This window comes from Microcoleus sp. F4-D5, from assembly GCF_036704885.1.
In the GTDB taxonomy this organism is placed as follows: domain Bacteria; phylum Cyanobacteriota; class Cyanobacteriia; order Cyanobacteriales; family Microcoleaceae; genus Microcoleus.
This window is the reverse complement of the sequence record NZ_JAUBSX010000079.1, coordinates 1-14,053: the sequence shown is the minus strand read 5'-3', so window position 1 is coordinate 14,053 and position 14,053 is coordinate 1. Positions and strand designations below refer to the sequence as shown.

The 14,053-nt window shown below is 47.6% G+C and carries 12 protein-coding genes; 6 read left to right on the top strand and 6 right to left on the bottom strand.

Features of this window, described 5'->3' with window-relative positions:
* Window positions 1–59 precede the first annotated feature (59 nt).
* On the top strand, window positions 60–710 hold the full coding sequence (locus tag QUA80_RS26995) for a nucleoside triphosphate pyrophosphatase (protein ID WP_333428066.1): 651 nt from the start codon (window positions 60–62) through the stop codon (window positions 708–710).
* A gap of 91 nt (window positions 711–801) precedes the next feature.
* Here the strand turns inward: QUA80_RS26995 and QUA80_RS26990 are convergent, their stop codons facing one another.
* Entirely contained in the window at window positions 802–1,716 is a 915-nt protein-coding gene (locus QUA80_RS26990) for a calcium-binding protein (protein WP_333428065.1), read from the bottom strand.
* A 296-nt stretch (window positions 1,717–2,012) separates the two neighbouring features.
* Entirely contained in the window at window positions 2,013–2,930 is a 918-nt protein-coding gene (locus QUA80_RS26985) for a calcium-binding protein (RefSeq protein WP_333428064.1), read from the bottom strand.
* Between the two features lie 299 nt (window positions 2,931–3,229).
* On the opposite strand from QUA80_RS26985, the gene eno reads away from it, so the two are divergent.
* On the top strand, window positions 3,230–4,510 hold the full coding sequence (gene eno / locus QUA80_RS26980; protein WP_333428063.1) for a phosphopyruvate hydratase: 1,281 nt from the start codon (window positions 3,230–3,232) through the stop codon (window positions 4,508–4,510).
* Between the two features lie 150 nt (window positions 4,511–4,660).
* On the opposite strand, the gene argC is transcribed toward eno, so the two are convergent.
* Window positions 4,661–5,719, bottom strand: a complete 1,059-nt coding sequence (gene argC, locus QUA80_RS26975) for an N-acetyl-gamma-glutamyl-phosphate reductase (RefSeq protein WP_333428062.1) — start codon at window positions 5,717–5,719, stop codon at window positions 4,661–4,663.
* Window positions 5,720–6,180: 461 nt separating this feature from the next.
* On the opposite strand from argC, the gene QUA80_RS26970 reads away from it, so the two are divergent.
* Complete coding sequence (locus QUA80_RS26970; RefSeq protein ID WP_333428061.1) at window positions 6,181–7,197, top strand: sulfate/molybdate ABC transporter ATP-binding protein; 1,017 nt, start codon at window positions 6,181–6,183, stop codon at window positions 7,195–7,197.
* A gap of 161 nt (window positions 7,198–7,358) precedes the next feature.
* Here the strand turns inward: QUA80_RS26970 and QUA80_RS26965 are convergent, their stop codons facing one another.
* Together QUA80_RS26965 and hisF are read right to left on the bottom strand one after the other, a co-directional pair.
* Window positions 7,359–7,700, bottom strand: coding sequence for a low temperature-induced protein (locus QUA80_RS26965; protein ID WP_333428060.1), 342 nt, complete (start codon window positions 7,698–7,700; stop codon window positions 7,359–7,361).
* A gap of 433 nt (window positions 7,701–8,133) precedes the next feature.
* Window positions 8,134–8,931, bottom strand: coding sequence for an imidazole glycerol phosphate synthase subunit HisF (gene hisF / locus QUA80_RS26960; protein WP_333428059.1), 798 nt, complete (start codon window positions 8,929–8,931; stop codon window positions 8,134–8,136).
* A gap of 516 nt (window positions 8,932–9,447) precedes the next feature.
* Between hisF and QUA80_RS26955 the strand changes: the two genes are divergently transcribed.
* The 3 genes from QUA80_RS26955 (at window position 9,448) to nadB (ending at window position 13,132) form a co-directional block, all read left to right on the top strand.
* Entirely contained in the window at window positions 9,448–10,437 is a 990-nt protein-coding gene (locus QUA80_RS26955) for an adenylate/guanylate cyclase domain-containing protein (RefSeq protein ID WP_333428058.1), read from the top strand.
* Between the two features lie 253 nt (window positions 10,438–10,690).
* Window positions 10,691–11,125: a photosystem II complex extrinsic protein PsbU gene (gene psbU, locus QUA80_RS26950; RefSeq protein WP_333245069.1), complete on the top strand. Its 435-nt coding sequence runs from the start codon at window positions 10,691–10,693 to the stop codon at window positions 11,123–11,125.
* Window positions 11,126–11,467: 342 nt separating this feature from the next.
* Window positions 11,468–13,132, top strand: coding sequence for an L-aspartate oxidase (gene nadB, locus QUA80_RS26945; RefSeq protein WP_333428057.1), 1,665 nt, complete (start codon window positions 11,468–11,470; stop codon window positions 13,130–13,132).
* Window positions 13,133–13,142: 10 nt separating this feature from the next.
* Here nadB and QUA80_RS26940 read toward each other — a convergent pair whose 3' ends face one another.
* Window positions 13,143–13,409 carry a hypothetical protein gene (locus tag QUA80_RS26940; RefSeq protein ID WP_333428056.1) on the bottom strand — a complete coding sequence of 89 codons (267 nt, stop codon included), beginning with the start codon at window positions 13,407–13,409 and terminating at the stop codon, window positions 13,143–13,145.
* Between the last annotated feature and the right edge of the window lie 644 nt (window positions 13,410–14,053).

Genomic DNA, 14,053 nt, shown 5'->3' with positions numbered 1-14,053 from the left:
TTTCTTTTTCTTCATTCTTCGTTGTTACCTCTTCTTTCTTCCTTCTTCCTTCTTAACTTATGAAAATTCCAACTTTTGTGTTAGCTTCAGCTTCTCCGGCGCGCCGCAGCCTGCTAAAAAGTGCCGGCATTCAAGCTGTGATTTGCCCCAGCGACTTTGATGAAGGGCAAATACAAATGAAGGATGCCACTAAATTAGTGCAGGTTTTAGCAGAGGGAAAAGCTGAGGCTGTAGCTAAGTTTTTACAGGGTAATTCTCACCCGCAAATCCGCAATCCAAAATCTTGTTTGGTGTTGGGATGCGATTCAATTTTGCTCGTAGATGGCGAAATTCACGGCAAACCGAAGGATGCGGAAGAAGCGATCTCGCGATGGCAAAAAATGCGCGGTAAGGTTGGCGAACTGTATACAGGTCATGCTTTAATTGATACTAGATTCGATGACTTTGATGAGGCAAGGTCGCGATCGCTCATTCGCTGTCAAGTTACAAAGGTTCATTTTGCGGAAGTTACCTCGCGCCAAATTGCGGCTTACGTCGCTACTGGGGAACCGCTGCAATGTGCGGGCTGTTTTGCACTCGAAGGTAAAGGCGGTTTTTTTGTGGAACAAATCGAAGGATGTCACACCAATGTGATCGGTTTGAGCTTACCTTTGCTGCGGCAAATGCTCAGCGAAATGGGATATGATGTGGCGGATTTTTGGCAATCTTAAAAATTTTAGGCTGTGCCATGCCGACTGGTTGAGTTTGTAGTTTGTAGTTTGTAGGGTGCGCAATGCGCACCTTACGCATTAAAGCTGGTAACTATCCAAGGGCGATCGAGCTTTCAGACACAGAGGTAAACTGAAGTAGATCCGGCGAAACATCCTTCACCAAACCCAAGATATTGCCAGTGCTAGCTTCCCGAATCACCGTCGCCTTAGTATTTAAAATTCTAAAATCAGCCGTTCGAGGAATTCCCGGAGGAAAAGGGCCACTGCTATCGAAATCTCTGGCATCACCAATTGTTAAAAACCTTTCGCTCAAAACAATATCATTTCGCGTCAATCCAGATGCCAATCCAATTACATCACCTTGGGCTGGATTGTAATCGAGAATAAAATCTGCAGGCACTTCATCTACATCAAAATTACCGCTAGGAGGCGGTTGAAGGGAACCAATTTCTCCCGAATTTGCTCCCGCTTCTCTGCGGAGGACAAACAAATCAGCGCCTTCTTTTCCCCAAAGTCTATCAATTCCAGCATCACCGATTAGAGTATCGTTTCCACTCTCTCCGACTAAAGCATCATTCCCTTTACCGCCGCGAATAAAGTCATTGCCCGTGCCTCCGTAACCGTAGTCATTGCCTTGATCTCCGCTGACTAAATCGTTGCCGCATTCTCCGTAAAGTATGTCAAAATCTTGGCCGCCGCGAATAGTATCGCTGCCGCAACCTCCGATTAAAGTATCGATGCCGCTGTTGCCATTCATCAGTTCGGCAGCACCTGAACCTCTGACAAAATCGTTACCGGCTAAAGCCCGCAAACCTCCGGGAGTATTCCGCAGAATTCCATTTGCTAATTGAACTGCGTCGTCATTGGGAGTTAAGTCAAAAAAGTTGGGGTCGCTGCCTGTATTTGGCAATGGTGCTGTTAGTAATTTGATGTTTGGGGGATCGGCAATAATTGGGTCAGAATTTTCAGCTAATGCTCTAAGTTCTCCGAGATTGGTTTCTAACATTCTAATTTTCTCCTTTTTTGATTAACTTTGTGGACATTCTGATTTTAACAAAAGTTCCAATTAAGATATATGCGGCAATCTGGGGTTAAAACAATCAAACTGGGATATGATGTGGCGGATTTTTGGCAATTTTAAATATTGTTTAATTTATGTCAGGAATCGGGAGGCAGAGCCTCGCTGATATGTCTTCCCAGGCTCTGCCTGGGAACGAGGATTGAGAGCCTTGTTGTTGTCGGATGGGCGTTTCGTTCGGCCCCTCCGTGCTATGCAGATTAGCCTTGCCCACCAGTTGGTAGTTATCCTAGAGCGATCGAGCTTTCAGACACAGAGGTAAACTGAAGTAGATCCGGCGAAACATCCTTCACCAAACCCAGAATATTTCCGGTACTAGCTTCTCGAATCACCGTCGCCTTAGCATTCTGCCATCTCAACTCCAGAGTTCGAGGCTGTCCCGGAGGAAAAGGACCGTTGCGATCGTAATCTCTGTCATCACCAATTGTCAAAAACCTTTCGCTCAAAACAATATCATTTCGCGTCAATCCAGACCCCAATCCAATGACATCACCTTCAGCCGGATTGTAATCGAGGATAAAATCTGCCGGCACTAGCTCCTCATTAAAATTGGTGGGTGGAGGCGGCGGTGTCGGCGAACCAATTTCCCTCGACGTTGCTCCCGCTTCTCTGCCGAGGATAAACAAATCTGCACCTTCGCTTCCCCAAAGTCTATCAATTCCAGCATCACCGATTAGAGTATCATTTCCACTTTCTCCTACTAAAGCATCATATTCTTTACCGCCGCGAAGAAAGTCATTGCCCGTACCTCCGTAAACGTAGTCACTGCCTTGATCTCCGCTGACTAAATCGTTGCCGCATTCTCCGTAAAGTATGTCAAAATCTTCGCCGCCGCGAATAGTATCGCTGCCGCAACCTCCGATTAAAGTATCGATGCCGCTGTTGCCATTCATCAGTTCGGCAGCACCTGAACCTCTGACAAAATCGTTGCCGGCTAAAGCCCGCAAACCTCCGGGAGTGTTTCGCAGAATTCCATTTGCTAATTGAACTGCGTCGTCATTGGGAGTTAAGTCAAAAAAGTTGGGGTCGCTGCCTGGATTTGGCAATGGTGCTGTTAGTAACTTGATGTTTGGGGACTCGGCAATAATTGGGTCAGAATTTTCAGCTAACGCTCTAAGTTCTCCGAGATTGGTTTCTACCACCTTAGGTTTCTCCTTTTTTGATTGACTTTGGTGACATTCTGATTTTAACAAAGGCTCCAATTAAGAAATCTGCATGAATCGGCGGTTAAAAAAATTAAATTACTGTCAAAATTACCCGAGGTTATCATGCAACAAGCCTAGCTTATTGACACCAGATGACCCAAATCCGCAAATATTTTGAACTGTGCACCAATAATTCTGGGGATCGCGTACTCTATTAGCCGTCAGCAGTCAGTGTGGGAAAACCTACAGACTGCAAAATGCGACCACACCTTGAGTAAGGCCAGGAATCATTAAATATGCAAGACACTGCGATCGAATTTATTAAAGCCAGAGAAATCCTCGACTCCCGCGGCCGCCCCACCATTGAAGCTGAAGTTTACCTAGCAAACGGTGTTGTCGGACTCGCCCAAGTCCCCAGCGGCGCGTCTACAGGCTCTTTTGAAGCTCACGAACTCCGCGACGGCGACAACCGCCGTTACGGCGGCAAAGGAGTCCTGAAAGCCGTCGATAACGTCGAACACAAAATTGCCCCCGCTTTAGCAAATCTAGATGCGATCGACCAAGCATTGGTAGACAAAACCATGATTGACTTGGACGGTTCCCCCAACAAATCCAACCTCGGCGCAAATGCGATTCTCGGGGTCTCTTTAGCCACAGCAAAGGCTGCTGCCGAGACTTTAGGACTCCCCCTTTACCGCTACTTGGGCGGCCCCTTAGCGAACGTTCTGCCCGTCCCTCTGATGAATGTGATCAACGGGGGATCTCACGCAAACAATAATGTGGACATTCAAGAATTTATGATTGTCCCTGTGGGTGCGCCATCTTTTAAAGAAGCTTTACGCTGGGGTGCAGAGGTATTTGAATCCCTGAGTAAAGTCTTAAAAGCTGAGGGTTTGCTGACTGGTGTGGGTGATGAAGGGGGTTTTGCACCTAATCTTAAATCCAATCAAGCAGCTTTGGATTTGTTGATTGCAGCTATTGAAAAAGCCGGCTACAAACCGGGCGAACAAGTGGCTTTAGCTTTGGATGTTGCTGCTAGCGAATTTTACAAAGATGGGCAGTACACTTACGACGGTGTGGCTCATTCGCCAGCAGAATTAATCGATTATTTGGATGCTTTAGTGGGGCAATATCCGATCGTTTCCATTGAAGACGGTTTGCACGAAGACGATTGGGACAGTTGGGTAGCGCTGACGCAGAAAATGGGCAGCAGAGTTCAGTTGGTGGGTGACGATTTGTTTGTTACCAACCGCACGCGACTGCAAAAAGGAATTGATTTGAAAGCTAGCAATTCGATTTTGATTAAGCTGAATCAAATTGGTTCTTTGACGGAGACTTTGGAGACGATCGACCTCGGCAAAAGGAACAGCTATCGATCGGTCATCAGCCACCGTTCCGGCGAAACTGAAGATACCACAATTGCCGATTTGGCGGTAGCGACTCGCGCCGGTCAAATCAAGACTGGTTCGCTATGCCGCAGCGAACGAGTTGCCAAATACAACCGCTTGCTGCGGATTGAGGACGACTTGGGCGATCGGGCAATTTATGCTGGGTCGATCGGTTTCGGGCCGAAATAACACTCGGTAATCGGTAATCGGGAATCGGTAATCGGGAATTTAGATTCTGTAGGGGCGGGTTTTACAAACAATTTTTGTCTAAAAACCACAATCTTGTAAACCCGCCCCCACTCAATTACTAATTACCAATTACCCATTACCCATTCTCAATTAAGGATAGAAAGCCAATTGAGGCAGACCCAAAGTTTCTTCCCAGCCCATCATCAAATTCATGCACTGGATGCCTTGACCGGCTTGACCTTTAATTAAATTGTCGATCGCCGACATCACAATTATTCTGTCAGTCCGCGGATCGACTTCGATGCCGATATAACAAAGATTCGTGCCGCAAGCCCATTTTGTTTGCGGATAAACCCCAGCCGGTAACACTTTTACCCAAGGACTATTGCGGTAAAAAGCGCTAAAAATAGTGATCAAATCTTCCCGAACCAATCCCGGATCGCGCAGAGTTGAGTAAACAGTTGCCAGAATTCCTCGCACCATCGGAATTAGGTGGGGAGTAAATTGAACTTTGATATCTTGTCCGGCTAAGTCGCTGCAAATTTGTTCAATTTCTGGCGTGTGGCGGTGGCGGCCAACGCCGTAAGCGCCCAGAGAACCCTCTGCCTCAGCCAACAAGAGATTAATTTCGGCTTTGCGGCCCCCTCCAGAAGTACCGGATTTGGCGTCGATAATTGCTGTTTCTGGCACGATGAGACCTTGTTTGAGCAAAGGTGCCAGCGCTAATAAACTAGCAGTGACGTAGCAGCCGGCACAGCCTACTAACTGAGCGTTTTTAATGCGATCGCGGTACAATTCTGGCAAACCGTAAACAGCGGTTGCAGCCACTTCAGAGTCTAATCGTTCGCCGCCGTACCAAGCTTTGTAAGTTTCCAGATTTTCAAATCTGTAGTCAGCCGACAAATCCAAGACTTTGCAGCCTTTTGCGATCAGCGTCGGTGCCATTTTGCAAGCTAAACCGTTCGGCAGCGACAGAAAAACAACCTCACATTTTGCCGCTATTTTATCTAAGTCGATCGCTTCGACAGTCAAGTCAATGCAGCTAGTCAGATGCGGATAAAGGCTGGAAAAAGGTTTTCCCGCACTGCTATCCCCGCCCAAATAGACTACTTCGGCCGCTGGGTGATCCGCCAGCAGTCGCACAAGTTGCACGCCGCCGTAACCTGAAGCGCCAACTATTCCTACAGGCACACGTCCAACATCTCCCATTTTCCTTTACCCCTGAGCCCTTGAAGTCAAAAACGCTTGAACTTTTGCTGCATTGTAGTACCAAACGCCAACTTTGGTGGCCAAGAATTGTGTAGTTTTATTTGAGAGGTGCATTTTTGTGAATTTTCCGGTGTTTGACACCGCCCAAAAACCGATACAAAGCCCCGACTCCTGTCGTGGAGAGCCCAAAATTTTAGACCCTAGTTCCATCTTCCAGATTCACTGCGCTGCAAGTAAATCTAAAATCTAAAATCTAAAATCTAAAATCGACTGACCGATCGCCAAAAGCCTAAAATTAACAAACGGATGTGCGATCGTGCTATAAAAAATTTACTTTAACCCATCCACAAACCGGAGCTTAACATTTTTCGCTTGAACGTCGAACCTGGAAGCTCAACATCCATCCGTTAAACCTGTTAAATCCCTTAAATCTTGTACGCGGCTTCGCGGTCGAATTTCCTATGGGCATAGTTGTAGAAAACGTATCAAAACAGTTTGGCAGTTTCCAAGCACTCGATCGAGTCAGCTTGGAAATTGAATCCGGTTCCCTAGTTGCATTGCTGGGCCCGTCTGGTTCCGGCAAGTCTACGCTGCTGCGGCTGATTGCCGGTTTAGAAATGCCCGACTCCGGCAAAATCTGGCTGACAGGACAAGATGCGACCAATACTAGCGTCCAAGACCGCAAAATTGGGTTCGTGTTTCAGCACTACGCGCTATTCAAGCACATGACAGTGCGAAAAAACATCGCTTTCGGCATGGAAATTCAGAAAACACCGCGGGCGAAAGTCAAATCGCGGGTAGAACAATTGTTGAATTTAGTGCAATTGGGAGGATTGGGCGATAGATACCCGTCCCAACTTTCAGGAGGCCAGCGACAGCGGGTGGCCCTCGCCCGAGCCCTGGCTGTGGAACCGAAAGTTTTACTGCTAGACGAACCTTTTGGAGCTCTCGATGCCAAAGTTCGCAAAGACTTGCGTGCTTGGTTGCGGCGACTGCACGACGAAGTACACGTTACCACAGTCTTTGTGACCCACGATCAAGAAGAAGCGATGGAAGTTGCCGATCGCATTACAGTAATGAATAAAGGTAAAATCGAACAAGTAGGAACACCCGCAGAAATTTACGACAATCCAGCCAGTGCTTTTGTCATGAGTTTTATCGGTCCGGTCAACGTCTTGCCCAGCAGTTCCAGGATGTTTCAAGACAACGGCTTTGACTCAGTCAACCCGGAGATTTTCTTGCGCCCTCACGACGTAGTAATTGAAACTACAGAAAATAATGCAACAGTGCCTGCAAGAATCAGTCGCTTGATTCATTTGGGATGGGAAATTCAGGTAGAATTAACCTTAGATGACGGTCAAGTAGTAAACGCTAATTTGACTAGAGAAAGATTCGATAGCTTGAACTTGCAGCCCCAGCAAAGAGTGTTCGTAAAGCCGAAAGATGCCAAGTCCTTTCCACTTTTTTATTCCATCTAAAGACCAATTCTGAAAACTCAAGTTAAATTTAGATTGGATACGGCCTTTCAAAGGAGGTGGCGCGGTGCGGTGTTTCTACAAAAAAATTCTAGGGACACGGCGCCGCGCCGTGTCCCTAATCTTTTATACTGACAACTGTCGGTTGACTGCTGCGCCCCGAGTTAGTTTTTGATTTTACCAACAGCCTTTTTGACTTGTTGCTCAAAGGATGTAGCGCTTGTGTTAGAAGGATTTTTCATTTTATCAATGTCAGCGTCTCCCTGAACTTCGTTAGGCCCTTTGCTCGCTTTTTCTTGAGTTTCTTCTAAGGACATTGGTTTTTTCATTACAGCTTCTTGAGATTTTTTTTCAATACCCAGAAGTTGGTCTTCACCTTGGGTGGGGCTGCTGGTAACGGCAAAAGCCGGGAAAGCATTAGAAACAAACATCAAGGCACAAAAACAAACAGCTATTAAACTGCGAACTAAACGCTTGGCAGGGAAGTTAAAGCTGATAAAAGACATACAAAGTTTCTCCGTTTTTAGAAGTTTTGATCTGTAAGATTGTTAACAGGCTGAAGCTCGCTCAAATTCTGCACAATCTTTAACTCAAGTTTGAGAAAAGCAACCGTTGCTTTCTTTCAAATTGAACTAATATATAATATGTAACTGAAAAAGCTGGTATTTGAAATCCTTCTCAGGGAATATTTCTAGATGACTGGCGCGGATCGCCCCAAGACATTGATGTAGAAGGCACTTGTGCAGAATCAAAAAAATTCTACACAAGTGCCTTCGGGTGGGCCTCACATAGCGGTATCAATGTGACTGACGAGTTTTTTCGTGGGGTGGGGGGTTTGATTTAGGCTGTTGGCACTGTGAGAGGGCGCTTGAGTGAACCCGCAGAGCGGTTTGTGGAAAATGTTGCAAAATTATGATAAGTTCCCGACTATCCACTGACTCACGACTCGTGACTCATGATTAATGGCTGCTGCTGTCGCACAGGAACTTGATATTTTGCTAGATAAGTCTTAATTTCACCGACGCTAAGTTGCCCGTAATGCAGCAGAGAAGCTAGGAGTGCGGCTTCTGCTTTGCCCTCAGTCACGGCCTGGTAGATGTGGTGACAGTTGCCGGCACCGCCGGAAGCAATGACGGGAATTTCGACTATTTCGGCGATGCTGCGGGTTAATTCCAAGTCGTAACCGGCTTGAGTGCCGTCCGAGTCCATGCTTGTCACCAGAATTTCCCCGGCACCGCGCTGTTCGGCTTCCTTGGCCCAGGCGATGGCATCTTTGCCGGTATTTTCTCGGCCTCCGCGCACGTACACGTCCCAACCGGGATTATCTGCGTCTTGCCGTTTGCGGGCGTCGATCGCGATTACAATGCACTGATTGCCAAATCGATCGCTCGCTTTGTCAATTAAACTCGGATCGCGTACTGCCGCCGAATTAATGCTGACCTTATCTGCCCCGGCCCTCAACAACCTTTTAATGCTGTCTAAGGATTGGATGCCGCCGCCCACCGTCAAAGGGATAAATACTCGATCGGCCGTGCGGTACACCACATCAATAATAATGTCCCGGTCTTCGTGAGTCGCGGTAATGTCCAGAAACACCAACTCGTCAGCACCGGCATCGTTGTATACCTGAGCCATTTCTACCGGATCGCCAGCATCAGTCAGGTTAACAAAATTGACACCTTTGACCACGCGGCCGGCTTTGACATCCAGACAAGGCAAAATTCTTTTCGACAACATAAAATTCTCGTGTTTCTAATTTATTGACCGCCGCAGCGAGGAAAAGGCTTTGTTGATACCTTCAAAAACATGAAGTTAAGCAACAAATCTTAAAGATACCTTGTGTTTAACAACTCTCGGTCTGAGCCGGAGATCCATTTTCCTGTTTTTTGGGGCCCCCATCAGCATCAATAAAACTTGGCTCTGGGTGCGCTAGGCGACATTAGGTAAAATATTGGGTAGATAATTATATTTTCCGCAACAAGCAGCAAATTTAACTCCCCAGATACATCTTTGGGGTGAAAAATATGACAATTTCGCTTATGATCGAACCATAACTACCTTCGCTGGCGATCGAGTTGTGGTTCGGCAATCCTTTATGGTTTGGTCGATCGACGATCGACTAAACAATTTTTAGATTTGAGAACAGCCGATTTGAGGTTTTTTAGCAGTAATCTCAGTTATAAGCCGCGCGGTAAAGTTAAAATTTAAAGTTTAAAACCTCAAATCGGTTGACTTGATGTCGTTTTTAGGGCTGTGGTGACTTTGCAAGCCAATCCACATTTGGTACTTCGTACAGAGAAAGGCGGCAATCGCTACTTGCCGCTCTCCGGCAGCAATTGCTGGACAGTAGGGCGGAGCGATGACAATAATTTTGTACTGACCGATCGCTGGATTTCCCGCAATCACGCGATGTTACAGCAAATGGAGACAGGAGAGTTCTACCTGATCGATTTGGGCAGCCGCAACGGGTCTTTTGTCAACGGGCGGCGCGTCAGTATTCCCGTCACTCTCAGAAATGGCGATCGGATTATTTTCGGTCAAACAGAATTGGATTTCTACAACCCAACTGCCGGCTACCGGCACGATCCCATACACGACACAGACTCTGACGATTTTACGGCGACTTTGACGGTGCGCAGCCTGATTAGCGTCATGGTAATGGACATCCGAGACTTTACAGTTTTGACTAGGCAGCTAGACGAAACCCTCCTCTCGGAAGTCATCGGCAACTGGTTCCGCAAAGCAGGACAGATAATTCGCGAACACGGCAGTTGGGTGGACAAATACATCGGCGATGCGATCATGGCGGTCTGGTTCCATAAAACCAGCGGTGTCAGCAGCGAGGAAATGATGCGGATTTGCCAAGCTTTGAGCGAACTGCACAAGGCAACAGACGAACTCAGCAGCCGTTACCCCCTGCCTTTTCCTTTGCGAGTCGGCGCCGGGATCAATACCGGTTATGCAATGGTGGGAAATTCTGGCAGCAGCGACCGATCGGACTACACCGCCTTGGGAGATACTGTAAACGCAGCATTTCGCCTGGAGTCTTCCACTAAGCAAATCGGCAAGGATATTGCCGTGGGAGAAACAACCTACAAATACCTGACGGAATTGGGGGCCCAGGGCGCTTTCGAGCAGCACACCGTTGCTTTGAAGGGTTACGACACTCCCAGCGTGATTTACGGCGGTACTTACGGTGACTTGAACGCTTTTCTCAAAACCACAAGAAAGAGTTCTCAATAGCTAGACAATTCGGTGCGGGGCAAAAAATTAACCCTTAAAAATGGAAGTCCCTGTTTTTAATGGGGAGCGCCTTCGATAAACTTGCCTGCGATTCCTAGACTTCGACAAATATCATATATCGTCCTTAGTGTCAATACCTAAATGTAAAGTTTATAACAACCCTCTAGCTGTTGCGGATTTATCTGCAAAACTGCATAAGCAAAATGGTAGTCTCTACATAAATGCTGTGTATGAAATTGGGAGACAAAACTTCATGAAACGATTGGGTCGTCTATTGGCAGTATTGGGCTTAGTGCTGGGCTGCTTTGCATGGGCTGGAAACCAAAGCGCGATCGCGGCGACCTTGAGCCGTATCGTCTTGCCATCATCCTCGCTCATAGCCGTTGAAGTAGCACCTAGAACCAATCGCGCCGATGACAAGCTTGCCACAGAATACGGCAAAAAACTTGATTTGAACAACAGCGCGGTTCGGGACTTTCGGGAATTTCGAGGGCTGTATCCCACTTTAGCTCGATTAATTATTAAGAATGCTCCTTACGAAAAAGTTGAGGACGTACTCAACATTTCAGACTTGACGGAAGCTCAAAAAAAGGTGCTGCAAGCTAACATGGACAAATTCACCGTAACAGAGGTCGAATCAGTCTTTATTGAAGGAGACAACAGGTTGAATAATGGTCTCTACGACTAGGTAGCAGCGGGCCTAATTTGAAGGCATTCGACATTTGGCAGAAGGCACTCGGCATAAAGAAAAATTTTTTTTCTACAGGCTGATGACTTCTGCCTTTAATTTCTGGAGACTTACTTTCAACCACCGTGCGGCAAAAGCCGACCAAAATTCGCTAGATTGAAATAAGCGCGTTCCCCAGATTCATCTGTAGACTCAATTCTCAAACCTAAAATCTAAAATCCCTCCACGGACATTAGTTCAAGCCCTCAGATTCATCTGTAGACTCAATTCTAAAATCTAAAATCTAAAATCTAAAACCTAAAATCTAAAATCTAAAATCTAAAATTGACTGGCTGCAGACTTATGACTGACAAATTTGACGTATTGGTGATAGGTGCTGGCGCGGCCGGGTTGTACACCGCACTTTGCCTCCCAGAACATTTGCAGGTGGGCTTGATCAATAAAAATACCCTACCTGTTTCAGCAAGCGATTGGGCTCAAGGAGGGATTGCCGCGGCGATCGCCCCTGAAGATTCCGAAGCGCTGCACGTTCAGGATACACTCGCTGCAGGAGCCGGTCTTTGCGATTTGGAGGCGGTGAAATTTTTAGTCGGGGAAGCTGGTGCTTGCATTGACTCCCTAGTGAAAATGGGCGTTGCATTCGATCGCACCGGCCCAGATTTAGCCCTCACCCTAGAAGCCGCCCACTCCCGCCGCCGAGTCCTCCACGCCGCCGACACTACGGGCAAAGCCGTGATCGCTACGCTGACAGCCAAAGTATTGAGCCGCAAAAACATTGAACTCGTATCCCCTGCCTTTGCTTTGAGTCTGTGGCTAGACGAAACCGGGCGCTGTCAGGGCATTAGCTCGATTTGCGGCTCACAAGTCAAGTGGCTGCGGGCTAGCGCCGTAGTGCTGGCGACAGGCGGCGGCGGACAGGTTTTTGCTCACACGACCAACCCGTCGGTAAGTACCGGGGACGGGGTGGCAATTGCGTGGCGCGCCGGGGCGCTGCTGCGAGATTTAGAATTTGTGCAGTTTCACCCGACGGCCCTCAGCAAAGCGGGCGCGCCTCGGTTTCTCATTAGCGAAGCGGTGCGGGGAGAAGGAGCTCATTTGGTTGACAGTAAAGGATATCGCTTTGCTTTTGACTTTCACCCCAGTGGGGAACTCGCCCCTCGGGATGTTGTCAGCCGCGCTATTTTCCGCCACTTGCAGAAGACGGGGGAACCTCACGTTTGGCTGGATTTGCGGCCGATTGCGGTCGATCGACTGCGCTACAGGTTTCCGAATATTATTCAAGTGTGCGCTGATTGGGGAATTGATATTTTTTCCGAACCGGTGCCGGTGACGCCCGCCGCCCATTACTGGATGGGAGGGATTTTGGCTGACAAGTTCAACCAAACTTCGATTCCGGGTTTGTACGCTGTGGGAGAAACTGCCAGCACGGGGGTACACGGCGCTAATCGGTTGGCGAGCAATTCGCTGCTGGAATGTCTGGTTTTTGGGGCGCAGATGGGACTTTTGCAGGTAGAAGGTGGAAAGCCCGAGGCATTCGCAGATCCGTTAGATGTAGGGGAAATCTTAGAAAAATCGATTTGTCGGAAGGACATTGAGGCGATCGAACATTTGCGGGTCGAGTTGCCGAATTTGGTGTGGCAGAGTGCGGGAATTTGCCGGGGACAGCGGGACTTGGAAAGTGCGATCGTCCAAGTTGAGATTTGGCGGCAAGAATTTGCGTCTTTGCCTTTGAGTCAAGCGCTGGATGATTTAGTGCCCGGACAAATTATTGATTTTTCCCCTGCTGGTGCGGAGAATAGCTCGATTTTGCGAAATTGGGGGGAACTGGCTAATTTATTGGATATCGGCTACTTAATTCTCAAAAGTGCTGCGTTTCGGACTGAAAGTCGCGGGGGTCACTACCGGGTGGACTATCCCCTCACAGATCCGGATTGGTGCACGCACACTTTAATTCGCCACTGCCATTGGTACAAATCTGCGGCTCTATCTGGGCGAATAGAAGATTGAAAAGTTGGGGTCAGCGTGTCCCCGTACCCTCACTTTTGGGGCTCCCGTTCGGGGGCGGTTCGTATTGTTGGGGATTTGCCAAGCTAGAGGTTGGTGCAACTATCCAAACTCTGGGGGTCGATGGCGTCCCGCCCCGCAAGCTACGGTCTTTTGTCAAGTTGCTGTTTGAGTTGCGGGGCACTCCAGCCGCATTTGCAGTGCCGACTGTATTCACTTGCAAACAGGCAGCCAGGGTTGCCGTTGTTGTAAGCTGAATCAAAGTACGCATAGTATTCATAGTCTTCATCAAATCACCGCTGTAGATGCACATCCTTACGAGCTATTATATCTATCAATTTCCGTACTTCCACGGATACCTTTACATTTCCTTTAATTAACTTTGGTCAGTTTACATAAAATCTTTTAAATCAAGGCTTTTGGGCGTTTAATTTGGTTTGAGGTCTCAGGTTGTGATTTTTTCAAAAGGGAACCTTGAGAGGAGACGGCAACTTGCTGTAACAAGTTTCATGTTGGTGTAACTCTATCTAATGACAGATGACAGATGATACGCCGTAACCTTTAACATTTCAATTATTCGGACATTTTTTGAACGGTTTCAAAAACCTTAAAGGGCTTAGGGTTTCAGGAGCTATTTTTCAAAGTTAGCTGCACGTCAGACACCTAAAAATACAGCAGATTCCGCGTTTGTGAAGTACACCCAGCTCTTCTATTACCGTAGGGACACGGCACGGCGCCGTGTTCCTACCTCTGTTGTGTACCTCACTAACCTGAAAAGTGCCGTAATATTCCACCCGGGGCAGGATCGGGATTGGAGGTCTAAAACTGGCTCAAATTTTGTCCTAAGTAGGGCTTGCTGAATCAGTGTCAAAAGGTTACACCACCAGGATTAAGAGAGCGGACGATCAATAATGGTCGCCGTGA